General features: G+C 73.3%; 20 protein-coding genes. 11 read left to right on the forward strand and 9 right to left on the reverse strand.

Translation table 11 applies throughout. The features are described 5' to 3' along the window. Positions 1-159: 159 nt before the first annotated feature. Both ACIO6U_RS34385 and ACIO6U_RS34390 read right to left on the reverse strand, forming a co-directional pair. Positions 160-765, reverse strand: a complete 606-nt coding sequence (locus tag ACIO6U_RS34385; RefSeq protein WP_401725166.1) for a TetR/AcrR family transcriptional regulator — start codon at positions 763-765, stop codon at positions 160-162. 7 nt (positions 766-772) lie between these two features. Next, on the reverse strand, positions 773-1,426 hold the full coding sequence (locus ACIO6U_RS34390) for a TetR family transcriptional regulator (RefSeq protein WP_391048525.1): 654 nt from the start codon (positions 1,424-1,426) through the stop codon (positions 773-775). A 142-nt stretch (positions 1,427-1,568) separates the two neighbouring features. On the opposite strand from ACIO6U_RS34390, the gene ACIO6U_RS34395 reads away from it, so the two are divergent. The 5 genes from ACIO6U_RS34395 to ACIO6U_RS34415 all read left to right on the forward strand — a co-directional run bounded on the left by ACIO6U_RS34395 (position 1,569) and on the right by ACIO6U_RS34415 (position 7,223). Continuing rightward, complete coding sequence (locus tag ACIO6U_RS34395; protein WP_401725169.1) at positions 1,569-2,984, forward strand: DHA2 family efflux MFS transporter permease subunit; 1,416 nt, start codon at positions 1,569-1,571, stop codon at positions 2,982-2,984. Position 2,985: 1 nt separating this feature from the next. Beyond that, complete coding sequence (locus tag ACIO6U_RS34400) at positions 2,986-3,789, forward strand: SGNH/GDSL hydrolase family protein (protein ID WP_401725172.1); 804 nt, start codon at positions 2,986-2,988, stop codon at positions 3,787-3,789. Between the two features lie 67 nt (positions 3,790-3,856). Then, entirely contained in the window at positions 3,857-5,197 is a 1,341-nt protein-coding gene (gene hmgA, locus ACIO6U_RS34405) for a homogentisate 1,2-dioxygenase (protein WP_401725175.1), read from the forward strand. After that, the gene (locus ACIO6U_RS34410; protein WP_355333412.1) at positions 5,194-5,940 is read left to right on the forward strand and encodes a GntR family transcriptional regulator; all 747 of its coding nucleotides are present in this window, start codon (positions 5,194-5,196) and stop codon (positions 5,938-5,940) included. The genes hmgA and ACIO6U_RS34410 overlap by 4 nt, the downstream gene beginning before the upstream one ends. A gap of 14 nt (positions 5,941-5,954) precedes the next feature. Next, positions 5,955-7,223 carry a type ISP restriction/modification enzyme gene (locus tag ACIO6U_RS34415; protein WP_401725178.1) on the forward strand — a complete coding sequence of 423 codons (1,269 nt, stop codon included), beginning with the start codon at positions 5,955-5,957 and terminating at the stop codon, positions 7,221-7,223. Between the two features lie 277 nt (positions 7,224-7,500). On the opposite strand, the gene ACIO6U_RS34420 is transcribed toward ACIO6U_RS34415, so the two are convergent. Beyond that, a complete protein-coding gene (locus ACIO6U_RS34420; protein ID WP_188283793.1) occupies positions 7,501-7,764 on the reverse strand; it encodes a hypothetical protein in 264 nt (87 codons plus the stop codon). A gap of 390 nt (positions 7,765-8,154) precedes the next feature. On the opposite strand from ACIO6U_RS34420, the gene ACIO6U_RS34425 reads away from it, so the two are divergent. Beyond that, positions 8,155-9,324, forward strand: coding sequence for a DUF5925 domain-containing protein (locus ACIO6U_RS34425; RefSeq protein WP_355333418.1), 1,170 nt, complete (start codon positions 8,155-8,157; stop codon positions 9,322-9,324). 723 nt (positions 9,325-10,047) lie between these two features. Here ACIO6U_RS34425 and ACIO6U_RS34430 read toward each other — a convergent pair. From ACIO6U_RS34430 to ACIO6U_RS34445, 4 genes are all read right to left on the reverse strand, one after another. Next, positions 10,048-10,419: a GntR family transcriptional regulator gene (locus ACIO6U_RS34430; RefSeq protein ID WP_188283791.1), complete on the reverse strand. Its 372-nt coding sequence runs from the start codon at positions 10,417-10,419 to the stop codon at positions 10,048-10,050. Continuing rightward, a complete protein-coding gene (locus ACIO6U_RS34435) occupies positions 10,416-11,546 on the reverse strand; it encodes a methyltransferase domain-containing protein (protein WP_355333424.1) in 1,131 nt (376 codons plus the stop codon). The genes ACIO6U_RS34430 and ACIO6U_RS34435 overlap by 4 nt, the downstream gene beginning before the upstream one ends. Before the next feature lie 36 nt (positions 11,547-11,582). After that, on the reverse strand, positions 11,583-13,244 hold the full coding sequence (locus tag ACIO6U_RS34440) for a carboxyl transferase domain-containing protein (RefSeq protein ID WP_401725182.1): 1,662 nt from the start codon (positions 13,242-13,244) through the stop codon (positions 11,583-11,585). Between the two features lie 67 nt (positions 13,245-13,311). Further along, positions 13,312-13,758 carry a MarR family winged helix-turn-helix transcriptional regulator gene (locus tag ACIO6U_RS34445; RefSeq protein WP_401725185.1) on the reverse strand — a complete coding sequence of 149 codons (447 nt, stop codon included), beginning with the start codon at positions 13,756-13,758 and terminating at the stop codon, positions 13,312-13,314. An 86-nt stretch (positions 13,759-13,844) separates the two neighbouring features. Between ACIO6U_RS34445 and ACIO6U_RS34450 the strand changes: the two genes are divergently transcribed. Then, the gene (locus ACIO6U_RS34450; RefSeq protein ID WP_391048546.1) at positions 13,845-14,219 is read left to right on the forward strand and encodes a cupin domain-containing protein; all 375 of its coding nucleotides are present in this window, start codon (positions 13,845-13,847) and stop codon (positions 14,217-14,219) included. Here the strand turns inward: ACIO6U_RS34450 and ACIO6U_RS34455 are convergent. Next, complete coding sequence (locus ACIO6U_RS34455) at positions 14,212-15,072, reverse strand: esterase/lipase family protein (protein ID WP_401725188.1); 861 nt, start codon at positions 15,070-15,072, stop codon at positions 14,212-14,214. The genes ACIO6U_RS34450 and ACIO6U_RS34455 overlap by 8 nt on opposite strands. A gap of 435 nt (positions 15,073-15,507) precedes the next feature. Here ACIO6U_RS34455 and ACIO6U_RS34460 point away from each other — a divergent pair, with 435 nt between their 5' ends. The 4 genes from ACIO6U_RS34460 to ACIO6U_RS34475 all read left to right on the forward strand — a co-directional run bounded on the left by ACIO6U_RS34460 (position 15,508) and on the right by ACIO6U_RS34475 (position 21,700). After that, positions 15,508-16,206, forward strand: a complete 699-nt coding sequence (locus ACIO6U_RS34460; protein WP_401725191.1) for a hypothetical protein — start codon at positions 15,508-15,510, stop codon at positions 16,204-16,206. Positions 16,207-16,212: 6 nt separating this feature from the next. Beyond that, positions 16,213-17,754, forward strand: coding sequence for a DNA polymerase Y family protein (locus tag ACIO6U_RS34465; protein ID WP_391048551.1), 1,542 nt, complete (start codon positions 16,213-16,215; stop codon positions 17,752-17,754). A 136-nt stretch (positions 17,755-17,890) separates the two neighbouring features. Continuing rightward, positions 17,891-21,046, forward strand: coding sequence for an error-prone DNA polymerase (locus ACIO6U_RS34470; protein ID WP_401725194.1), 3,156 nt, complete (start codon positions 17,891-17,893; stop codon positions 21,044-21,046). A gap of 90 nt (positions 21,047-21,136) precedes the next feature. Beyond that, positions 21,137-21,700, forward strand: coding sequence for a 2'-5' RNA ligase family protein (locus ACIO6U_RS34475; RefSeq protein ID WP_401725197.1), 564 nt, complete (start codon positions 21,137-21,139; stop codon positions 21,698-21,700). On the opposite strand, the gene ACIO6U_RS34480 is transcribed toward ACIO6U_RS34475, so the two are convergent. Beyond that, positions 21,584-22,960 (reverse strand): MFS transporter, encoded by a 1,377-nt coding sequence (locus ACIO6U_RS34480; protein ID WP_401725200.1) that lies wholly within the window; start codon positions 22,958-22,960, stop codon positions 21,584-21,586. The two genes, ACIO6U_RS34475 and ACIO6U_RS34480, sit on opposite strands and share 117 nt — an antisense overlap. Positions 22,961-22,967 lie beyond the last annotated feature (7 nt).

Raw genomic sequence — 22,967 nt, forward strand, 5'->3', positions numbered from 1 at the left:
TACCCGGCGGTACTGACAACGACCCCTGGAGCGGGCATCGGGCCTCGCGAGGGCGGGTGCGGGAGATCCGGGAAGGGGCGGGGAGGCCAGGGGACCTGGGGGCCTGGGGGCGGGGAGGCCAGGGGACCTGGGGGCCTGGGGGCCTGGGGGCCTGGGAGATCAGTCCAGGACGGTCGCGAGATAGGCCCGGATCAGCTCCTTCGTCTCGGAGATCACCCCGGGGTCGCCCGACGGGTCGGTGCGGAAGGCGAGTTGCAGCGCGGCGTCCGCCGTCTCGACGGCGATCACCAGGGCCAGCCGCAGCCGGGGTTCCGAGGGGTCGACCGAGAGCCGTTCCCCGAGCAGCGCGGGCAGCCGGTCGGCGAGGTCGTGGTTGGTCTCGCCCGGCACGCCGAAGTCGACCAGCGCGAAACCGGGCGCGGTGCGCTTCATGGCGGTGTACTCGTCGACCAGGATGTTCACCGCCGTGCGCCAGTCGGGGTCGGTGCCGGGCTCCGCGAGACGCGCGGCCGTACGGTCGAGGAATTCGTCGAGGTTGCGGTGGGCGAGGGCGTCCGCGAGGGCGCGCTTGTCGGAGAAGAAACGGTAGACCGACCCGATGGGGACGCCCGCGCGGGCGGCGACGGCGCGGGTGCTGAGACGCTCGTAACCGCCCTCGTCCAACAGCCGGGCGCAGGCGTCGAGGATGCGTTCCAGGCGTTCGGTGCTGCGCTGCTGCACCGGTGCGCGGCGCAGTCCGCCGTCGGCGCCCACGGCCCGTGGCACGGCTCCCTCAGCCCTTCGCGGCGAGCGCGTCGAAGAGCTTGCGCAGGTCGGCGAGGGCTTCCGCCAGGGCGGCCGGCGGGTCGTCGGCCCTGACGATCGCCATCGCGCTCTCGCTGAGTCCGCCGTAGAGCATCGACGTCAGCGGGTCGGCGGGGCGCTGCGAGATCGCGCCCGCCTTGATGGCGTACTTCACGCCGCGCAGGGTGAGTTGGCGGCAGTTGACGCCGAGGTCGCGCATCGCCTCCCAGCCGAGCGCGCCCGGAGCGTCGAAGAGCGTGATGCGCTGCACCTCGGGGTCCAAGGACGCCTCCAGATAGGCGCGGCTGCCCTCGTAGACCGCCTCCCACGGGTCGGCGACCTGGAGATACGCGGTCGAGATCCGGTGGGCGAGACGTTCCTGCTCGCGGGTGTAGACGGCGCTGAAGAGCTGCCTCTTGCCGGAGAAGTGGTGGTACAGGGCGCCTTTGGTGACGCCCGCCCGCTCGCAGACCGCGTCCAGCGAGGTGGCCGCGTAGCCCTCGGCGGCGAACAGCGCGCGGGCCGCGGTGAGCAGGTCCTCGACGGTGGCGTCCGACCGCTCGCGCTGCGTGGGGCGTGCCGCCGCCCTGCGGGCCGGGACGGTGCCCGTCCCGCTTCCGGTGCCTGTGCGCGGTGCTGCCACAGCGGCGCCCTCCTGTCGTTCGCGATGCCCTCCCCACCCTAGGGCCTGCCCACTCTTGACACGCACATACCTTCGGTATGTATTTTCATACCGTCAGTATGTACTCCCAGTATGTTTCTCGCTGCCAAGGCAAGGACGGCCCATGTCCTCCCCCGCTTCCACCCTCCCCGCACCGCCCGGCTCGGGACGGACCCCGGACGTCAGACCGGGGCGCGTCCTGCTGCTCAGCGCGGGCGCCACCTTCATCGCGTTCCTCGACGCCACCGTGGTCAACGTCGCTTTCCCCGACCTGGCCGAGAGCTTCCCCGCCGACCGCGTGTCCGACCTGTCGTGGGTCGTGAGCAGCTACGCGGTGCTCTTCGCCGCGCTGCTCACCCCCGCGGGACGGATAGCCGACGCCTTCGGCCGCAAGCGCGTCTTCCTGCTGTCACTCACCGGCTTCACGGTCGCCTCCGCATTGTGCGCCGCCGCGCCCGGCCTGCCCTGGCTGATCGCCGCCCGCGCCCTCCAGGGCGCCGCCGCGGCCGGGATGATCCCGGCCGCGCTCGGGCTGCTGCTCGCCACCACGCCCCCCGCCGGGCTCGCGGCGGCGATCGGCGTCTGGGGCGCCGCGGGCTCGATGGCCAGCGCCGCCGGGCCGAGCCTGGGCGGTCTGCTGGTCGACGCCTTCGGCTGGCGCTCCGTTTTCCTCATCAATGTGCCGGTGGGCATCCTCCTGGTGGCCGCGGGACTGCGCGGCCTGCCGGAACGCGTCGGCGCGGAACGGCGGTTGCCCGACCCGCTGGGCACGCTCGCCGTCACCCTGGGCATCGGCCTGCTGGTGCTCGGCCTCAGCAAGGGCAGCGACTGGGGCTGGGCGTCCGCGGCCACTGTGGGCAGCACATTGTGCGGCGCGGCACTGCTCGTCGTGGCGCTCGTCCGTTCCACGCACCAGGTGACGCCCGCCGTCGAGACCGGCCTGTTCCGCGACCGCGCCTTCGCCGTCGCCTCCGCCGCAGCCGCTTTCGCCGGGGCCGCGCTCTTCGCCTGGATGCTCTGCGGACCGCTGTTCCTCACCACCGTGTGGCACTACTCGGTCCTCAAGGCGGGCTTCGCCCTCACACCCGGCGCGCTCACCTCCGCGGTGGCCGCCCTGGTGGTCGGCAAGCGCGCCCGGCCGCACCATCTGCCCGCCGTCGTGGCCGTGTCCATGGCCGCCTTCGCCGCGGTGAGCGTCTGGACCTGGTGCCAACTCGGCGCCGACACCCGTTTCCTGGCGCTGTGGCTGCCCATGGGCCTGATCGGCGGCGCCGCCTTCGGGGCCACGCTCACCGCCCTGTCCACCGCCGCCGCGACATCGCTGCCGCCCCGGCAGTTCGCCTCGGGCGTCGGCATGACCACCACCGCGCGGCAGTTGGGCGGCGCGCTCGGCGTCGCCGCGACCGCCTCGGTCATCGCCGCCCACGGCCTGGACGGGACGCGGGCGTTCCGCGAGGTGTTCCTCGTCTGCGCCGCGCTTGCCGCCGTCGCCGCCGTGGTCGGCCTCGGCCTGACCCGCACCCTTGCCAAGGAGTCCTGAGATGACGCAGTACGGCGACGCCGTTCCCGCTCCCGATCCCGATCCCGATCCCGCTCAGAGTCCCGTCCCCGCTCCCGGTCCCGGTCCCGTCCGCAGCGCGGTCAGCGCCTTCTCCGCCACCTATGCGGCCGACCACCCGGCGGAGGCCGCCGACCCCCACTGCCTGTCACCCGAGGAGAGCGACCGGCTGCTGCGCGGCGCGCCCTGGAAGCGCTTCGCGGTCGTCGGCGACAGCATCGCCGAGGGCCTGGGCGACCCCGTGCCCGGCTACCGCACCGTGCCCTGGGCCGACCGCACCGCGGAGGCCCTGCGCCGGGTCGTGCCGGAGCTGACGTATCTCAACCTCGGCATGCGCGGTCTCACCGCGGGCCAGGTACGCGCCGACCAGGCCGAGCGCGCCGCGCGCTTCGCGCCCGACCTGGTCGCGATCGTCTGCGGCGGCAACGACCTGCTGCTGCCCGGCTTCTCCCCCGAGGTGCTGGACAAGGAGCTCGACCTGCTCTTCTCACGGCTGGCCGCGCCCGGCAGGACCCTGTTCGCGTACGCGCTGATGAATGTCGCGGCGGCCGTGCCGGAACTGCGCGGCGGCCCGCTGGAGAGCGGCGTCGCCGTCCTCAATCAGGTGACCCGGATGGTCGCGGAGCGCTACGGCGCGGTGGTCGTCGAGATGTACGACCATCCCGCCGTCGCCGACCGCGACCTGTACAGCGCCGACCTGGTGCACGCCTCGGCGCGCGGCCACGCGGTCTCGGCCGCGGCCACCGTCCGGGCCCTGGCAGCGGAGTTTTCCACAGGCTCGGGCTGAGGGTTGCCGCCGTGATTCCTATGGTTCAGCATAGGAATCACGGACGAGACCCCACCGGGAGCAGACCATGAACGCCACGAACGCCGTGAACGGGCCGAGCGGCGCCGACGCCGAGGACGGCAAGGACCTGCCGTACTCCTCGGGCTTCGGCAACGAGCACAGCAGCGAAGCCGTGGCGGGCGCGCTCCCGGAGGGGCGCAACTCACCGCAGCGCGCCCCCTTCGGGCTCTACGCGGAACAGCTCAGCGGCACCGCGTTCACCGAGCCGCGCGCCCGCAACCGACGGAGCTGGCTCTACCGGATCCGGCCCTCGGCCGCCCATCCGCCCTTCCGCCGGGTCCCCAACGGCCAGGTGCGCAGCGCCCCGTTCCTGGACGTGGAGCCCGACCCCAACCGGCTGCGCTGGGGCCCGCTGCCGATGCCGCAGGAGCCGACGGATTTCGTAACCGGCCTGGTCACGGTCGGTGGCAACGGCGATGTGCTGCGCCGTGAGGGCATCGGCATCCACTGGTACGCGGCCAACCTCTCGATGCACGACCGGGTGTTCTCCTCCTCGGACGGCGAGTTCCTGATCGTGCCGCAGCGGGGCGCCCTGCTGCTGCGGACCGAGTTGGGGCTGATCCGCGCCGATCCGGGCGAGGTCGCGCTGATCCCGCGCGGCGTCCGCTTCCGCGTCGAGCTGCCGGACGGCACGGCGAGCGGCTACGTCTGCGAGAACTACGGCCAGCCCTTCCAGCTCCCGGAGTTGGGCCCGATCGGTGCGAACGGACTCGCCAACGCGCGGGACTTCCGCGCCCCGGTCGCCGCCTACGAGGACCGGGACGAGCAGACGGAGGTGGTCAACAAATTCGGCGGCAATCTGTGGGCCGCGGTCTACGACCACTCGCCGCTCGACGTGGTCGCCTGGCACGGCAGCCATGTGCCGTACGTGTACGACCTGCACCGCTTCAACGTGCTGGGGTCGCTCAGCTACGACCACCCCGACCCGTCGATCTTCACAGTGCTCACCTCGCCCTCGGACACGCCGGGGCTCGCGGGCGCGGACTTCGTGGTCTTCGCCCCCCGCTGGCTGGTCGGCGAGGACACCTTCAGGCCGCCGTACTTCCACCGCAATGTGATGACCGAGTTCATGGGCCTGATCGAGGGGGCGTACGACGCCAAGGCCGAGGGCTTCGTGCCCGGCGGGGCCTCGCTGCACAACATGATGTCGGCGCACGGACCTGACCGGGCCACCTTCGACAAGGCGAGCGCCGCCGAACTGGCGCCGCAGCGCGTGGACGACGGGCTGGCGTTCATGTTCGAGACCCGTTGGCCGGTCGTGCCCACCGAGTTCGCGCTGAACGGGGAGCACCGGCAGGGGGGCTACGACCGGGTGTGGGAGGGGCTTGCGAGAAACTTCCGGCCGTGACGTCCTTCGCCCCCGACTCCCTCGTCCTGAACCGCAAGCTGCCGCTGTGGTACCAGGTCTCGCAGTCGTTGCGCGCCTCGATACTGGGCCGCCACGCGCAGGCCCCGCTGCGGCTGCCCACCGAGGACGAGCTGGCCGGGCACTACGGGGTGAGCGTCCTCACCATGCGGCAGGCGCTCAAGGAGCTGGAGGACGAGGGCCTGATCAGCCGGCACCGCAGGCGTGGCACCTTCATCGAGCCGACGGCGCTGCGCGGGGCGCCGGTGAAGCTGCTCGGCTCGGTGGACGCGATCGTGGCGCAGCAGTCCGGCGGCCGTACGGCGGTGCTGCGCTACGGTTCCGAGCCGCTCCCGCCGGGGGCCGCCGAGCACTTCCCCGACCTCGACCGGGCCATGGCCTACCGCAGGCTGCGCTGCGACGAGAGCGGTGAGCCCACCAACTGGGCGGAGAATTTCGTACGTCCGGAACTCGGCGCCCGGATCGACCTCGCCGACCTGGAGCGGTGGCCGATGACGAAGGTGCTGCGGGACGTGCTCGGCGTGCGGATCAGCCGGATCACCGACACCGTGGAGGCGCGGCTGGCCGACCCCGAGACGGCGCGGCTGCTGCAAGTGCCGCTGCTGAGCCCGATATTGCACTACACCGGGGTGACCTACGACGAGTCGGGCCGGGCGGTGGACGTGGTGCGCATCCATTACCGGGGTGACCGCTTCTCGTTCACGGTGACGATGGAGGCGCCCTGAGGGTCGTCAGTAGCATGCGTGCGGTGAGCAATGACGCGCCTTTGCTGCACGACGTGATGCCGTGGTCCGTACGCCCGTTGCGGATCGGCCGCGGCTGGCCGATGGCCGCGGAGCCTTCCTGTCTGCGTGCCCGGTGGGCGCTGTTCACCGGCACCGCGGACCAGGACGCCCGGTCGGCGCTGCTGCATCCGACGCGGGCCAGGAATCTGCACACGCCCGTCGCGCAGTTGCCGGGCCACCGCACCCCGACCACCGCGCTGGCCGGCGAGACCGGTCGCTGCCCCGAGCCGGTGCGGGTGCAGCACGGCCCGTACGACCGGCAGTGGCTGATACCCGACCACCGGCTGATCGACGTGGCGCGGGCCGAGATATGGCGGACGGCCGACGACCGGCAGGTCTTCGCACTGGAACAGGCGTATCAGGCGCGGGCCGCGTCGGTGGCGGAGTCCGGGGCGCCGGAGCCCGCCGTGGTGTTCTGCGCGCTGCTGCCCGACGGGCGCTCCCCTGCCGGGCGGCCGGGCTGGATACGGCCGCTGTTCCGGCAGCCGGGCGGCCGGGACCCCAACATCGCGCCGGGGCTGACCGCCCTGCTCTCCGCGCGGCTGGGCACCGGGGTCGCCGCCGCGGACGTGCTGGCCTGGATCGGCGCGGCGGCGCGGCCGAGCCCCGGCGGCGCCCTCGTACCGCTGCCCCGTGATCCCGCGCTCTGGCAGGAGGGGCTGGCGCTCGGGCGCCGGACGCTGTGGCTCCAGACCCACGGGGCGCGGTTCGCCGATGCCGTCGAGGGACGCGACGCCGGTCGGCTCCGGCTGCCCGGAGGAAGCCGCCCTTACGTCCGCTCGCCGCTGCCGGACACCCCGGCCGCCGGGGAGTTGTCGTACGACCCGGACGAGCGGGCGCTGCTGATCGGTGACGGCCGGATCTCGCCGGTCTCACCGGCCGCCTGGGAGGTCACCGCGGGTGGGGTGCGGGTGATCGAGGCGTGGTTCGAGCGGCGTACGGCGCCGGGTGCGCCGGGGACCCTGGAGGCGCTGCGACCCGCCGCGTGGACACGGGCCACTACGTCGGAACTGCTGGAACTGATCAGTGTGCTGACGCTGCTGGCCGGTCTGCGCGCGGACCGCGAGGGTCTGGCGCGCCGCCTGGCGGTGCGCGGCGAGACGGTCACGACGGCCGAACTGCGGGCCGGCGGCGTACTGCCGGTACCCGCCGCCAGGCGCAGGCCCGCCTCCGTGCTGGAACACCACGAGGAAGGGCCGGACGGGCAGTTCGCCCTGCTGTGACCAGCCGTGGTGACCAGCCGTGCCGTGAACGACACTGCCGTAAGCGGTCCTGCTGCGGCCGGGTGAAGGGTGTCCGCGCGACCTGGTGTCGCGGCGGACCGTCCGGTGGGGAGGGACGGCCGCGGCGGGCACACACCGAAGCGCCGCGCGAAGCAGCGCCGAGCCGGGACGGTGTGGCCGCCGGACGATCCGAGCACCTGGCCGATCCGCGGCCCCGACCGAGGTCAGGGGACGGCGGGACCTGGGAGTCCGAGTCCTGGGAGAGGGCGGAGCGGACTCAGCCTCGGTTGCCGAACAGCGATCTCCGCAGCCGTCGCAGCGGCGCGAAGAGCGACACCCTCGCACCGCGGTTGGCCTTGGTGTGCACGGTGTTGCGCGAGGTCAGCTCCTGCATCAGCACAGTCGCTTCCTCTGTGTCGCGCTGGGGCAGGGCAGGCCCGGCCAGTATCGCGAGGTGCCGGTCGAGGCGCGCACTGGACGCGCCTGTACCGCAGTTGATGGCAGGCACTCGTGGCCTGCTGTGCATCGCTATCTGTTCCATTACTCTCCCCACCCTTACGAGGGCACCCGGCTCGGGCAGGCTAACCCTATCGCCCCGCCACGTCACGTGCGCATCCTGGACTCATTCGCGACGCCGTATTCACCTTCTCCTCAAGGGCGTTGACATTCCAAGGGCATGTGCCCAGCTCGGCCGCCCGATCGGCGGCGACCGCTGTGACCTGGCAACAGTGCCGTTCCCGTGGGTCTCCCCCGCCGCCCCGCCGGGGACACCCACGAGCGTGGACGTACGCTTGTACGAGAAGTTCAAGCCGCCCGACACCTCGCTCGCCAAATACTGACAAGACGGTATGAATCCACCAACGGCGTGGTGGGAGGCCCGGCATGGAAAAAGACTGGGCGAATCGGGCCCGCGTGCCGGATCATGGGCCGCATGTCCGCGACACCCAGTGAACCGAGGAGGCAAGTGCCGCCCACCACCGGAACCGGCAAGGGACCGGCCGCCAAGCCGACCGCCGCCACCGCCCCGCACCAGGCGCTCCCCGTCCATCTGCGACTGGACGACAGCGACTCCCCGTCCGATGTCGTGGACGCCCTCTTCCTGGGCCGGTTCACCTCGGGCGAGCAGCCGTTCTCGCGCGGCGCCTCGCTGGAGAATGTGAAGTCCGGCCTCACACTGCTGCCGCCGGACGCGGTGGTACTGCGCCAGGCCCGCGACAAGGACCGCAGCGCCACCCTCGCCGAGGGCGACGGCTGGACCGTCCTCATCTCCCGCTGGAACCGGGGCGCCGACGTCACCGTGGCCGCCGTCACGGACGAACTGGCCGAGCAGGTGCTGAAGTCCTCCGTCGACGACGCCGAGGACGAGCCGGAGCCGCAGCCCGAGAACGTCACCATGGGCTTCTGGTACGTCTCGCCGCGCCGCGGACCGCACCGCACCACCCGGCAGATCTCCGCCGCCACGTGGGAGGAGCTGCGCGGGAACTACACCGCGCCGGTCGCCGACTCGATGGACGGCCTGATGAAGCTCACGGCCGACGACATCACCGGCCGCCTGCTGCTGCTCCACGGCCCGCCCGGCACCGGCAAGACCTCGGCGCTGCGCACTCTGGCCCGGTCCTGGCGCGACTGGTGCCAGGTCGACTGCGTGCTCGACCCCGAGCGGCTCTTCAACGACGTCGGCTATCTGATGGACATCGCCATCGGCGAGGACGACGGCACGGCGGGCGGTCGCTGGCGGCTCCTGCTGCTGGAGGACTGCGACGAGCTGATCCGGGGCCAGGCCAAGCACCAGACCGGCCAGGCGCTGTCCCGGCTGCTCAATCTCACGGACGGGCTGCTCGGCCAGGGCCGCAATGTGCTGGTCGGCATCACCACCAACGAGGATCTGGAACGCCTGCACCCCGCGGTGGTCCGGCCGGGCCGCTGCCTGGCCAGGATCGAGGTCGGCCCGCTGACCCGTGACGAGGCCGTCAACTGGCTGGGCACTCCCGAGGGCATCGGCCGCGAAGGCGCCACCCTCGCCGAGCTGTACGCGCTCCGCCGCGGCAGCACGGCCGCCCTGCCCGTCCCCGCCCAGGCGTCGGACGGCCTCTACCTCTAGCAACTCCGGCGGTTTCCCCGCCCCGGACGCCGCCAAGGCCGATGAGGCGTCCGGGAACCGCGCCGCCCGGGGGTGAGAAGACGCACGAGGAGACGCGCGAGTGCCGGACGCCGCCTTGGAGACGTCCGCTGTTGCCATGCCTCCAACGACACCGACGCCCTCGTGGCCCGAGTGGCGGAGGAACTCGCGGCAGCGCCTGGCGAACGCTCCGAGCAGACGGTGTACGCGGCGGGCGGTCTCGCCATGGCCGTCCGTACCGCGTCGGCCTGGGCGGCGAGCGAACCCGGCCGGGCGGCGGCTGCCCAGCCGATCGTCCAGCGCCGACCGGCCGCCACGGCGTCGGCCCGCGGCCTCACGCTGCCGCCCGCCGCACTGCCCGCCCAGTTCCTCGACCACGGCACCGGCTACCTGATCGCCGCCGCCGTACTGCGCGCGCTCACCGCGGGCACCGGCGCCGGATGCCGTCTGCGTCTGGCCCTCGCCACCACGGCCGCCTGGCTCCTCGACGGCATTCCGGCGACCGATCCTCCACCACCTGCGGACCATCGCGATCACCCCCCGTCTCGCCGAAGCCGACTCCCCCATGGGCCGGCTCCGTTACGCACTCCCGCCGATCCACTACGACGGCTCCCCCACCACCTGGTCACGCCCGCCCGGCCCCCCGGCCGCCGACCCGCCACGCTGGCGCCCCTCCGAGAGCGAGAACCTCCGGGGTCCGGGGCTCTAGGTCTCGTCGACGGCGCGCAGCGCCTCGTCCACCGCGGCCCGCGCGGCGTCCCGGTCGAGCCCGAGGCGGCGCGTGCGTGCCACGTACTCCGCCGCCGCGGCGGCCACTTCCCGTGCGCGGGCGTCGGCGGCGGCGATATAGGTGCCGTGCCTGCCGCGGGTCTCGATCACCCCGTCGGCCTCCAGCGCGCGGTACGCCTTGGCGACCGTGTTGGCCGCAAGCCCCAACTGCTCGGCGAGTCCCCTTACGGTGGGCAGCTTGTAGCCGACCGGAAGGCGTCCCTCGCGGGCCTCTTCCGCGATCTGCCCGCGCAGTTGCTCGTACGGGGCGGTGGCCGCGTCCGCGTCTACGGTGATCTTCAGGCTCATATCCGGGATCCTGGCACAGCGGACGGCGGCAGCGGCACCGCTCGGCCGCTGCCGGCCGGGTCGTGGGCGATCGGGTCCCCGCTCTCGTGCAGGTGGAGCAGGAACGGCTGCCCGCCCCGGTAGGCGTCGATGCCCGCTCGGCAGTACGCGACCATGTCGTCGGGCAGGGCGTCCAGCGGGTACCAGCCCAGCTCGGAGCACTTGTCGGGCTCGCGGTTGACGGGCTCGCCGCCGCTGCCGTATTCGGCCGTGAAGAACCAGCCGATCCTGGCCGCGCCGTCCGGTGCGCGGTGCTGCATGACCAGGGCGACCGCCAGCTCCTCCGACGCCAACTCGATGCCGATCTCCTCGCGGGCCTCGCGGATCATGCCGCTTCTGACGTCCTCGCCGTCCTCCAGGTGTCCGGACGGCGCGTTCAGCAGACCGTCCGCGTAGCCGGTGCCCGAGCGGCGGGCGAGCAGCACCTCGTCGCCGCGGAGCAGCAGCAGATGGACGTCGACGATCTCCTTGTGCCGTTGGGGCGCGGGCGGCCGGAGCACCGCCGCGTACCGCTCGTCCTCGACCTCACGGCCCCACAACGCGGCGTCGTGCCCGAGCTGTTCGATCACCAGTCGGCCGCCGAGCGGTGCGGTCAGCTCGACGAGTTCCGCGGCCCCGATGCCGACCGGGCTGATCGCGCCCCAGCGTCCTTCGACCAGTACGAGCCTGCCGCCCGGCCGCAACAACCCCACCCAGTGCCGCAGTACGGCCGCCGGATCCGGCAGGGTCCACAGCACGTGCCGGACGAGGACGACATCGAATCCGGCGGGGCCGACCGGCGGCCGGGCGGCGTCGCCGACCAGCACCCGCGCCCCCGTACCCGCCAGCTTCTCCTCGGCCCGCGCGACCATCTTTGTCGATGAGTCAACAGCGGTGATCCGGTGTCCCGCCTCGGCCGCGAGCAACGCGAGGCTTCCCGTGCCGCAGCCGAGGTCGAGCACGTCGGACGGCGTCCCGGGCAGCCACGAGCGCAGCCGTATGGCCCAGGCGTCCCTGACCCTCGGGTCGCGCAGGCCGTGGTCGGGCTCGTCGTCGAAGCGGTCGGCTTCGCCGTCCCAGAAGTCGCGGTTGTCCGTCTCGGTGCTCATGGGAAAAGCCTGCCACCCACCACTGACAATGGCCCCTCAGACCCCGCCCAGCCTGCGATAACGCGCTCTGCGGGCGGCTGTTCGCCGCTCGGGGTCCATCGCGCGGAGGTCCGCGAGACGCGCGCCGAGGACGTGGGCGAGACGAGTGAGGAAGGCGTCCGGGTCGTCGGCGGCGTCCGGGTCCTCCGGGACGACGGCGTCCGCGATGCCGTGGGCGAGCAGCGCGGCCGAGCCGATGCCCTGCTGTTCGGCGAGTTCGACGGCGCGGTCCGTCGTGCGGTGGAGGATCGCGGAGGCGCCTTCGGGCGGGAGCGGGGACAGCCAGGCGTGCCGGGCGACGAGCACCTGATCGGCGGGCAGCAGAGCGAGCGCGCCGCCGCCCGCCCCTTGGCCGAGGAGCAGGCACAGCGTGGGCGCGGGGAGTGTGACGAGGTCGGCGAGGCTGCGGGCGATCTCGGCGGCGAGACCGCCTTCCTCCGCCTCGCGGGAGAGCGCGGCGCCCGCCGTGTCGACAACGGTGAGGAGGGGCAGGCCGAGTTCGGCGGCGATCCGCATCCCGCGCCGTGCCTCGCGCAGCCCGGCGGGTCCCAGCGGCGCGGGTCCAGCTTCCGCGGGGCGGCGGTCGTGGCCGAGCACCACGCACGGCGAGGGTCCGAAGCGGGCGAGTGCCAGCAGCAGACCGGGGTCGCGCTCTCCCGCGCCGGTGCCGCTCAGCGGTGTCACATCGGTGGCACGGGCCAACAGGTCGTGCAGTCCGGGGCGTTCGGGTCGGCGGCTGCGGCGCAGCGAGTCGGCGGTGTCGGCGGTGTCGGCGGGAAGTGACGCGCTCGTGGGAAGCGACGCGTCCACGGGTAGCGGCGCGTCCTCTCCTTGTCCTCTCTCTTCCTGCCCTGCGGGCGCGGGCGGAGATAGGAGTGCGGGCGGAAATACGGGCGCGGGCGTGGACACGGACGGAGGCGCGGGCACGTGCCGGGGCGCGGTCAGGGGCCGGTGCGAGAGCGGGCCCTGCTCGCCGCAGAGCACGTCGAGCGCCGTGGCCGCCGCCGCGGCGAGCGCGCCCGCGGGCAGCACCGCGTCGATCAGACCGTGGGCGAGCAGATTCTCGGAGGTCTGCACTCCGGCGGGGAACTCCTCGCCGTAGAGCGCCTGGTGCACCCGTGGTCCCAGGAAGCCGATGAGCGCGCCGGGTTCCGCCGAGGTGACATGGCCGAGCGATCCCCAGGACGCGAGCACCCCGCCGGTCGTGGGGTGCCGCAGGTGGACCAGGTAAGGGAGTCCGGCGGCTTTGTGGTCGGCGATGGCGGCGGTGACCTTGACCATCTGGAGGAAGGCGATGGTCCCTTCCTGCATGCGGGTGCCGCCGGAGGCGGGCGTGGCCAGCAGCGGGAGCCGTTCGCGGGTGGCGCGTTCGACCGCCGTGACCAGCCGGGTGCCCGCGGCGACTCCGATGGACCCGCCGAGGAAGCCGAACTCCCCTGCCATCAGCGCCACTCGGCGCCCCCGGATCCGCCCCTCCCCCGTCACCACCGACTCGTCCAGGCCGGTACGGGCGCGGGCGGCGAGCAGATCCGCCCGGTAGTCGCCCGCTTCGGGCAGGTCGGCCACGGTCACCGGTTCGTCCCAGCGGCGCCAGGTGCCGGGGTCGAGGACGGTCCCGATGATCCGGAGGGCGGTGGGCCGGCGGTCTGGGTCGCTCATGGCGCCACCCTGCCACGGCCGGTGCGGCCGGGCCGCGTTCTCCTCCGGCGGTCGGCCGCGTGCCGCGCTACCAGCTCGGACGGATGGGGCCGGTGGGCGCGAGGCGGACCAGTTCGTCGCGCAGCGCGAGCAGCCGCTCCTCGCCGAGGAGTTCGATCCAGGGCTGGACGGCTTCCGCGGCGGACTCCTCGGCGGCGCGGGTGCACCGCCACCCCTGCGGGGTGAGCACGACCAGCCGGGCCCGCGCGTCGTCGGGGTGCGGGCGGCGTTCGACGTACCCCTTGCGCTCCAACTCGTCCACGATCTGACTGCCCGCCTGGCGGGTGACGCCGAGGTGTTCGGCGATCTCGGTGACGGTCGCGCCGGACGGGGCCAGCCGGGAGAAGACAAAGCCGTGCGTGGGGCGCAGGTCGGTGTAGCCGAGGGCCACGACGCCGTTGTGGATGTCCTCGACGAGCGAGCCGGTGGCGGCGAGGAGCGCCGCGCTCAGGCTCATGGCATCGGAATTCTTCACAGGAACACCTTGACACAGTGCGCAAGCTGCTTGAACATATAGGCAAGGAGCTTACGCAAATTACTTGCCTAACACCGGAGGTTGTCATGCCTTTCATCACCGCGGCCGACGCCGTCGCACATGAGATCCACGGGGTGCGCTTCGTGTCCTACGCGGCGCCCGCACTCGGCAGCGAGGAACTGTGCGCCTGGCGCAGCGAGGTCCCGGCCGGGACGTCGGGACCTCCGCACACCATCACTCGCGAGGAGGTGTTCCTGGTCCTGTCCGGGTCGGTGGAGCTGTCCGTCGACGGGGAGACGCGCTCCCTGACACCGGGAGATGCCGCCATCGCACGGCCCGGCTCCTCCATAGGTCTGTCCAACCGCACGGAGGAGCCGGCCACCTTGTGGGTCACCACGAGCATCGGCCTGCAAGCCACGCTGGCCGACGGCTCGCGCATATCACCGCCATGGGCTAACTGAACGCCGACAGACAGGTGGTCGGGGTCGCGTGCGCCGGATCGAGCGCGTTCGCCGCCTCGTGGAAGGCGATGCGGTCGGTCAGGCCGATGGCCACATGCTCGGACACGTCGACCGGGCACAGGTTCTGGAGCACGACGTTGTGCACGTCGGGCCCGGACAGCGCCTGGGTCGTATACGGCGTGACGACCTCGTCGTAGATGGTCGAGATCACCGTGTAGTGCACGCCGGGCACGGTGTCGCTGCCCGCGTTCAGGTGCTGCTGGAAGGGCGATCCGGCCACCTGGTCGGCGAGTCCGGGGGTGATCCCGTGGAGCGCGTCGGCCGCACCGGGGAAGTACGGGAGCAGCTTGGTGAGTCCGTCGAGCGTGGTCCCGTGGTTGTCGGGGGCCAGTGCGACCAGGGCGTTCACCTTCGCCGCGCCGCCGAGGAAGCGCAGGTAGTAACGCGGCATCATGCCGCCCTGCGAGTGCCCGACGATGTCGACCTTGGAGGTGCCGGAGGCGGCGAGCACCCGGTCGGTGAAGTCGGAGAGCTGCTGCGCGGAGTCCGCGATCGGACCGAGGCCGCCGATCAACGGCACGCCGGGCAGCATCCCGTAGTCGAACGAGTAGACGCAGTAGCCGCGCTGCACCAGATAGGGGGCGAAGGCGAGCCAGTTGTCGGTGCCGTTGCCGAAGGTGCCGTGGACCAGGACGACAGGACGGGGGTGTTGGGCCGAGGGGCGGCAGGAGAAGTTGTTCCACCCGCTTGACGGTGCCGAGTTGGCAGATGCGGAGGCGGTGGCAGCGGGCGCCACAACCATCGCGGCAGCCAGCGAAAGCGCGGCCAAGAGCCGTCGCCAGGGCAGCCTCATGTGATCTCCTCGCAGTTCGGGAAAATGGACACACGCAGGCCCTGTGATCCGGATCACGAGGTTGCTGAACACCCGTTAAATTACGCGCGAGTAAGTACGGGCGGCTAGTTACGCGTGAGTAAAAAGTCGGCGCGTCGTTATCCGCCGGTCACAAAACCCACGACCCTCCACGGCATCTCGGCGGAAGTGACGGCCTCCACCGGCGTCCACGAGTACGGCAGGCGGCGGGCGGACGTCGGCCACCGGAGTGACGACGGCCGAGCGGGCCGAGAACGGCGTCGCGACCGCCCCCGCCGGGGCGGCCAGGGGCGGGCCGAGCGGCTGCGGTCGAGCGGATGCAAAGGACATGCGTATCGACCGTACGACACCCCTCACGTGCAGTGATGGTGGTGCGCCGACTTGCCTTGTTCGAACGCGCGTGCGAATGTCGGGGGCATGGGTGCAGTGCTGGCGGCAGACGGTCGGGCGGGACACGGGACGGTCGCCGGACCGGGGTCCGTGTGGGGTCCGCTGCTGCCCGAAGGGCGGCTGCGGGCGGGCACGGTGACCGCTGTCGGCGGGGACAAGGGGCTGCTGCTGGCGTTGGCGGCGCAGGCGGTGGGACGGCGTCCGGGGGCCGGCTGGGCCGTGGTGGGGCTGCCGTCCTTGGGGGCGCTGGCCGCGCGGGACGCGGGGCTGGACGCCGGGGCGGGCCTGTGGGTGGACGCGCCGGGGGGCCGGTGGGCTCAGGTGGTGTCGTTGCTGGTGTCGACGGTGCCGGTGATCCTGCTCGGCGCGCCGGGGTCGGCGCCGGGGCGAGTGGTGCGACGGGTGGCCGGACAGGTGCGGGCCCACGGGGCCGTGTTGCTCGTGGCCGGTCCGTGGGACGGCGCCGATCTGCGGCTGCGGGTGACCGAGGCGCGGTGGGACGGGCTCGGTGCGGGCCACGGTGTGCTGCGTCATCGCCGCGTGGTGGTGGAGGTGTCCGGGCGCGGCGCCGCGGGCGGTGCCCCGCGCCGGGCGGAGCTGTTGCTGCCCGGCCCGACCGGGATGGCGATGCCCGTGACGGAGCCCGAACCGGTCGCTCCGCCCGCGGATCAGGTGCGGGCCGGGGCCGCGCCGGGCCGGGGCCGGGCGCTGCGCGTGGTGGGGTGAGCGGGCGTGCGAGTGCTGGTGTCGTGGGTCCCGGACTGGCCGCTGATCACCACGGGGCTGCCGGACGGCGAGCCGGTGGCGGTCGTGTCGGGGGACGGACGGGTGGTGGCGTGTTCGGCCGCGGCGCGGGCGGCCGGGGTACGCCGGGGGATGCGGGTACGGCAGGCGCAGTCCCGCTGCCCCGGGCTGCGGGTCGCCGAACGGGATCAGGCGGCCGAGACGCGCGGGTTCGAACCGGTGGTACGCCGGTTGGAGGCGGAGGTGATGCCGCGGCTGGAGGTGATCCGTCCGGGCATGGTGGCCGCCCCGGCCCGCGGTCCCGCGCGGTACTGGGGCGGCGAGGCGGAGCTGGCCGCGCGGGTCGCCGCGGCGCTCTCCCGGCTCGGCCACCCCGTGCAGAGCGGGGCCGCGGATACGACGTTCGCCGCAGCGCTGGCGGCCCGCGCCCGGTCCGGGGTCCTGGTTCCGGCCGGGGAGACGGCCGGTTTACTCGCCCCCTATCCGGTGGGCGTGCTCGGTCGGCCCCGGCTGGCCGAACTGCTGGTCAGGCTCGGGATCGGCACGCTGGGCGGTTTCGCGGCGCTGCCCTCGGACCAGGTGTCGGCCCGTTTCGGCGCCGACGGGGCGGCGGCGCACCGCACCGCGTCCGGGCGTGAGCCGCGGCTTCTGAACGCCTCGGGCGCGGAGCCCGACCACGCGGTGCGGTGGGGCTTCGACCCTGCCGAGGAACGCACCGAGCCGTTGGCGTTCGCGGGGAAGGCACTGGCCGAACGGTTGCAGGAGCGGCTGACGTCGGCGGGCGTCGTCGGAGCACGAGTGGAGGTGGAGGTGGGCCTGGCCGACGGCCGCAAGTTGCGGCGGGCGTGGCGGCATGAGGGACGGCTGTCGTCGTTGGCGGTCGCGGAGCGGGTGCGCTGGCAGGTGCAGGCGTGGACCGATGCCGGGGATCTCGCCCCGGCCGCCGACGGGGCCGGGGGCGCGGTCGGAGTGGTGGAGCTGGTGCTGCGGCCCCGGCAGCTCAGCGCGGCCACCGGCCGTCAGACGGTGCTGTTCGGCGGGGGCGCCACGCTGGACGATCTGGAGCGTGCGGCCGGTCAGGTGCAGGCGCTGCTCGGGCACCGGGCGGTCACGCGGGTGGAGTTGACCGGGGGCCGCGGCCCGGCCGACCGGGTCCGCAAGGTCCCGGTCGGCGACATCGCCACGCCCCCGGCCGGTGGCGGGCCGTGGCCCGGCAGGCTGCCCGCCCCGCACCCGGCCACGGTGTACCAGCCGCTGCTGCCCGCCCGGTTGCTGGACGGCGCCGGGCAGGTGGTGAGCGTCTCGGGACGGCTGGCGGTCTCCGCGCCTCCGGTCCGGCTGACCGTGGACGGGCTCCCCGGCGTGCTGGAAGTGACCGCGTGGAGTGCGCCGTGGCCCGCGCTGGAACAGTGGTGGGACCGGGACCGTGCGCGGCGGATCGCCCGGATGCAGATCACCACCGCCGCGGGCGGGGCATGGCTGTTGCAGATCTCCGCGGGCCGGTGGTGGGCCGAGGCCCACTATGGCTGACCGCCGCACCGGTCGTCTGCTGCGCCTGCCCGCCGCCGCTCCGCGCACGGCGCGCCCAGCGAATCCGGCACACGCGGCGGACCCGGCGGACCCGGCACACGCGGCACACACCGAATACCGGGAAGAGCGGAGCCGGTTGCCGTGGGCGGAACTGCATGTGCACAGTTCGCTGTCGTTCCTCCAAGGGGCCAGTGATCCGGGGGCGCTGGTCACGGAGGCCGTGCGGCTGGGCATCGAGGTGCTGGCGCTCACCGACCGGGACGGGCTGTACGGGGCCCGGCGGGTTGCCGAGGCCGCCCGCGGTACCGGGCTGCGGACCGTGTTCGGCGCCGAACTCACCCTCACCGCTCACGGGCTCGGGCACCCCGTCGTCCTCGCCCGGAACCTCGACGGGTTCCACCGCCTGTCCGCGGCGATCACCGCGGCCCAGCTCGCCGGGTCCAAAGGCCGTCCGGTGTACGACCTCGACGTGCTCGCCCGAGCCGCCGCCGGCGGCGACTGGGCGGTCCTGACCGGCTGCCCGCCCGCCGACGCGGGCGAGGACGGTACGGAGATCGGACAGCTCGCCTTCCACCTCGACCGGCTCGGCGAGGTGTTCGGCAGCGGCAGCGTGCACGCGGAACTCATCGACTGGAATCTTCCCGTCGACAGCGTGCGCGCCGACGCCCTGGTGGTGGCCGCTCACCGCACCGGCACCCCCGTGGTCGCCACCAACGCCGTCCACTACGCCGCGCCCGCGCAGGCCCGGCTCGCCCAGGCCCTCACCGCACTGCGACGGATCGAGACCCTCGACCAGGCCACCGGGCATCTGATGGCCGCGCCGACCGCGCACCTGCGGACCGGGGCGGAGATGGAGGAGCGGCTGGCCCGCTACCCCGGAGCGTACGAATCGACCATCGCCCTGGGCCAGTCGTGCGTCCTGGACCTCGCCGAGCTGCGGCCCGAACTGCCGCGCTTCCCCGTACCGCCCGGTCACGACGACAGCTCCTGGCTGCGGCGACTGGCCGAGCGGGGCTGCGCCGCCCGCTACGGGGCCCGTGACGATCCGGCGGCGGCGACCGCGTGGCGGCAGCTCGACCACGAACTGGGGGTGATCGGCGATCTGGGCATGGCCGGGTACTTCCTGATCGTCCACGACATCGTGCGCTTCTCGCAGGAGCAGGGCATCTGGTGCCAGGGCCGGGGCAGCGCCGCCAGCAGCGTGGTCTGCTACGCCCTGGGCATCACGGCGGTGGACGCGCTCAAGCACGGGTTGCTCTTCGAACGGTTCCTGTCGATGGAGAAGTCGGGGCCGCCGGACATCGACATCGACTTCGAGAACCACCGCCGCGAAGAGGTCATCCAGTACGTCTACACCCGCTACGGCCGTGACCACGCCGCGCAGGTCGCCAACCTCATCAGCTACCAGCCGAAGCTGGCGGTCAGGGACGCGGCCCGAGTGCTCGGTTACCCGGCCGCCGCCGTCAACGCCATGACCCGGTCCCTGCACCACCGGCCCGGCCGCCCCCACACCCCCGACGGCGCGAGCAGCGACACAAACACGGCCACGAGCACGGCCACAAACACGAGCACGGGCACGACAGCCGATCCGGACATCCCCGCCGACGTCACCGAGCTGGCCGCTCAGCTCAAAGGTCTGCCACGGCACCTGGGGGTGCACTCCGGCGGCATGGTGCTGACCGCGCAGCCGATCGGCGAGGTCATGCCGGTCGAATGGGCCACCATGCCCGGCCGGTCCGTCCTCCAGGGCGACAAGGACGACGTCGCCGCCGCCCATCTGGTCAAGATCGATCTGCTGGGTCTCGGCATGCTCGCGGCCCTGCACACCGCCTGTGACCTGATCGCCGGACACCACGGCGTACACCTCGACATGGCGACGATCCCGCAGGACGACCCGCAGGTGTACGCGATGATCGCCCGCGCCGACACCATAGGGGTCTACCAGGCCGAGAGCCGCGCCCAGATCAGCACCCTGCCGCAGCTGAAACCGGCCTGCTTCGAGGACCTCACCGTCGCCGCCTCGATCATCCGCCCCGGGCCGATCCAGGCCGGGAGCAAGCACCCGTATCTGCGGCGCAGGGCGGGCGAGGAACCCGTCACCTACCCCCACCCGCTGGCCGAAGCGGCGCTGAAGAAGTCCCTGGGGGTGGTGTTGTGGCAGGAGCAGGCGATCCGGCTCGCCACCGACTGCGCCGGGTTCACCCCGGGCGAGGCCGACCGGCTCCGCAAGGACCTCGCCGCCAAACACGCCACCGAGAAGGTCGCCCGGCTGCGCGACCGGCTGCTGACCGGCATGGCGCGGCGCGGGATCGGCCCGGACGCCGCGGAGCGGATCATCACCATGATCTCGTCGCTGAGCAGTTACGGCTTCCCCGAGTCCCACGCGCAGTCCATGGCGGGCATCATCTACGCGTCCGCCTGGATCAAGCACTACTATCCCGCGGCCCTGATCGCCGGGATCATGGCCCACCTGCCGATGGGCTTCTACGACTCCCAGACCCTCATCCAGGACGCCCGCCACCACGGCATCGCCGTCCGGGGCGTCGACATCAACGCCTCCGGCGTGCACGCCACCCTCGAACCCGACTCCGCGCGGCCCGACGGACACCCGGCGATCCGCCGCGGGCTCACCAGCGTCCGCGGACTGTCGCAGGACGCCGCCACGGCCCTCCTCACGGCCCGCGCCGAGCGGCCGTTCCGGGACCTGGACGACGTCGCCCGACGCGGCGGCCTGGGCGCCCGGCTCCTCGAACAGCTCGCCACCGCCGGCGCCTTCGCGTCCCTGGGCACCGGCCGCCGCACCGCGATCTGGCGCTCCGGCGCCCACACCGCGCACCAGCAGCCGGTCCTGCCCGGCTTCGACGCCCTGCCCGACGCCCCCGAACTCCCCGCCATGACCGCGGGCGAGACCACCCTGGCCGACCTCACCGCCACCGGCGCCACCGCGGGACCGCACCCCGTCCACCATCTGCGCCCCTACCTCGACCACCTCGGCGCACAGCCCACCAAGGCCATCCGCACCTGGCCCGCACAGCGCCGCATCCGCGTCGGCGGCATCGTCAAATACCTCCAACGCCCCCCGACCGCCAACGGCATGGCCTTCGCCGTCGTCGAGGACGAGACCGCCATGGCCAACCTCGTCATCACCCCACCGGTCTGGGCCCTCATCCGCCGCACCATCCTCGACGCCCCCGCCGTCCTGCTCGACGGCCACATCGAACGCGAACACGACGTCACCAACCTCGTCGTCCACACCGCCCGCCCCCTCGGCGAGGGCGAGCCGAAGGCGTAGGACCGCGACGGGTGTTGGGGGACGGTGGGTGTCGGGTGACGGTGGGTGTTGGGTGGCGGTGCGAGGGGCGGGCGGGGGACGATGCCAGATATGGGTCAGAAGGGAACGTCGGGGCGCGCGGCGGGTACGACCGCGTTGGTGGCTGTGGTGCCGGAGGCGGAGAAAGTGGTGGGCGCGGCGCGGGAGCGGTACGACCCGGCCGCGGCGGAGGGGGTGCCCGCGCACCTCACGGTGCTGTATCCGTTCCTTCCGGCCGAGCGGATCGACACGGGGGTGCGGGCTGCGCTGGGTGAACTCTTCGCGGGCCACCCGCCGTTCGAGGTGCGCTTCCCCCGCTTCGGGCGGTTCCCGGATCTGCTGTGGCTGGCGCCCGAGCCCGAAGGACCCGTGCGGGCGCTGACCGCGGCGGTGGCGGCCCGGTGGCCGGAAGCCCCGCCGTACGGAGGCGCGTTCGGTGATCCGGCCCCCCATCTGACCGTCGCGCAGGGGCAGTCGGACGAGGTGTACGCCGCGGTGGAGGCGGAGTGCGTCCCGGCGCTAGCGCTGCTGCGGACGCGGATCGCGGAGGTCCGGCTGGTGGTCTTCGACGGCGTCCGCTGGACGCAGGACGCCGTGTTCCCCCTGGGCGGAGCCCCCCACGGCGGGACTCGCTGAAACAGAGCCCACTGAAACGGCGTCCGCCGGAACGCACTGCGCTGAACCGGCATCCGCCAAACCCGCAGCCCTCACCGAACCCGCGCCCCCGCCACGCAGCAGCAGAAGCCACGCGGCCAGCAGCCCGAGGACGCCGACGGAGGCGAGTTGGAGCCGGAAGTCGACCAGGGCGACCAGCCCCGCGCCGAGGGCGGCGGCCAGCGCCGTGGGTCCGAAGATCACCGTGCTCGCGGTCGCCGCGACCCGGCCGACCAGTTCGGGAGCGGTGCGCTGCTGGACGGCGGTGAAGGCCGCGACGATGACCCAGGGCAGCCCGACCCCGATGGCGAGGGTCGCGACGAGCACGACGGGCAGTGAGGGGACGGCGCGCAGGGCGGCGCCGGTGGTGAAGAGCAGCAGGCCGACGGCGGCGAAGACCCGTTCCGGCAGGCGGCGCATGACCGCGCCCGCGACCACTCCGGCGACGATCGACCCGGCGCCCTGCACCACGTAGAGCACCGCCACGAAGGCGGGCGGACGGTGCAGCCCGGCCTCGGTCATCTCGTAGATCGCGGAGCTGCTGAGCCCGGACAGCACCATCGCGACCGCTCCGACGGTCACCAGCGGGCGCAGCAGGGGGTGGTCGCGCAGGCAGCGGATGCCCTCCGCGGTCTGTTCGCGCCAGCCCTCGGCCGGTGGGGCCGGCGGGAGTTCACGGGTGCGCAGCATCGCGAAGGCCGCCGCCGCGAGGACGAAGGTGACGGCGTCGAGGACGGCGACGGCGCCGCCGCCGTAGCGCAGGAAGAGGCCCGCGCCGACGAGCGGGGCGAGCAGCTTCATGGCCTCGTTGACGGTCATCCGCAGGCCGTTGAAGTCGCCGCGCAGGTCGACGGGGACGGCGGCGGTGACGAGACCGGCCTCGGCGGCGTCCGACAGCACGGAGGCGGCGCCGACCACCGCGAGGACCACGAACAGCAGCCATGCCTCGCGGCCGGACCGTACCGCGAGAAGGACCGGGAGCAGGACGGCCAGGGCCGTGTTGGTCCAGATCAGCAGCGAGCGGCGGCGCACCCGGTCGGCGAGGGTGCCGAGCACCGGCCCGGCCAGGGCGGGCGCCCACACGCAGAAGGTCACGGCCGCCGCGAGGCTGCTGGAGCCGGTCAGCGTCTTCACCCAGATACCGGCGACGAGCAGCATCGCCGAGTCGCCGAAACCGGAGACCAGGACACCGCCCAGATACGTCGCCGCGTCACGGTCCCCCAGGACCTTGCGCACCGTCATGACTCCC

The sequence above is a fragment of the Streptomyces sp. NPDC087422 genome, assembly GCF_044744145.1.
Lineage (GTDB): Bacteria > Actinomycetota > Actinomycetes > Streptomycetales > Streptomycetaceae > Actinacidiphila.

What these genes read in the sequence shown, in the direction of transcription:
- ACIO6U_RS34395 (WP_401725169.1), top strand. Translation starts at nt 1,569, where the DNA reads ATGTCCTCCCCCGCTTCCACCCTCCCCGCACCGCCCGGCTCGGGACGG.
- ACIO6U_RS34400 (WP_401725172.1), top strand. Translation starts at nt 2,986, where the DNA reads ATGACGCAGTACGGCGACGCCGTTCCCGCTCCCGATCCCGATCCCGAT.
- hmgA (WP_401725175.1), top strand. Translation starts at nt 3,857, where the DNA reads ATGAACGCCACGAACGCCGTGAACGGGCCGAGCGGCGCCGACGCCGAG.
- ACIO6U_RS34415 (WP_401725178.1), top strand. Translation starts at nt 5,955, where the DNA reads ATGCGTGCGGTGAGCAATGACGCGCCTTTGCTGCACGACGTGATGCCG.
- ACIO6U_RS34420 (WP_188283793.1), bottom strand. Translation starts at nt 7,764, where the DNA reads ATGGAACAGATAGCGATGCACAGCAGGCCACGAGTGCCTGCCATCAAC.
- ACIO6U_RS34425 (WP_355333418.1), top strand. Translation starts at nt 8,155, where the DNA reads ATGTCCGCGACACCCAGTGAACCGAGGAGGCAAGTGCCGCCCACCACC.
- ACIO6U_RS34430 (WP_188283791.1), bottom strand. Translation starts at nt 10,419, where the DNA reads ATGAGCCTGAAGATCACCGTAGACGCGGACGCGGCCACCGCCCCGTAC.
- ACIO6U_RS34435 (WP_355333424.1), bottom strand. Translation starts at nt 11,546, where the DNA reads ATGAGCACCGAGACGGACAACCGCGACTTCTGGGACGGCGAAGCCGAC.
- ACIO6U_RS34440 (WP_401725182.1), bottom strand. Translation starts at nt 13,244, where the DNA reads ATGAGCGACCCAGACCGCCGGCCCACCGCCCTCCGGATCATCGGGACC.
- ACIO6U_RS34450 (WP_391048546.1), top strand. Translation starts at nt 13,845, where the DNA reads ATGCCTTTCATCACCGCGGCCGACGCCGTCGCACATGAGATCCACGGG.
- ACIO6U_RS34455 (WP_401725188.1), bottom strand. Translation starts at nt 15,072, where the DNA reads ATGAGGCTGCCCTGGCGACGGCTCTTGGCCGCGCTTTCGCTGGCTGCC.
- ACIO6U_RS34460 (WP_401725191.1), top strand. Translation starts at nt 15,508, where the DNA reads ATGGGTGCAGTGCTGGCGGCAGACGGTCGGGCGGGACACGGGACGGTC.
- ACIO6U_RS34475 (WP_401725197.1), top strand. Translation starts at nt 21,137, where the DNA reads ATGGGTCAGAAGGGAACGTCGGGGCGCGCGGCGGGTACGACCGCGTTG.
- ACIO6U_RS34480 (WP_401725200.1), bottom strand. Translation starts at nt 22,960, where the DNA reads ATGACGGTGCGCAAGGTCCTGGGGGACCGTGACGCGGCGACGTATCTG.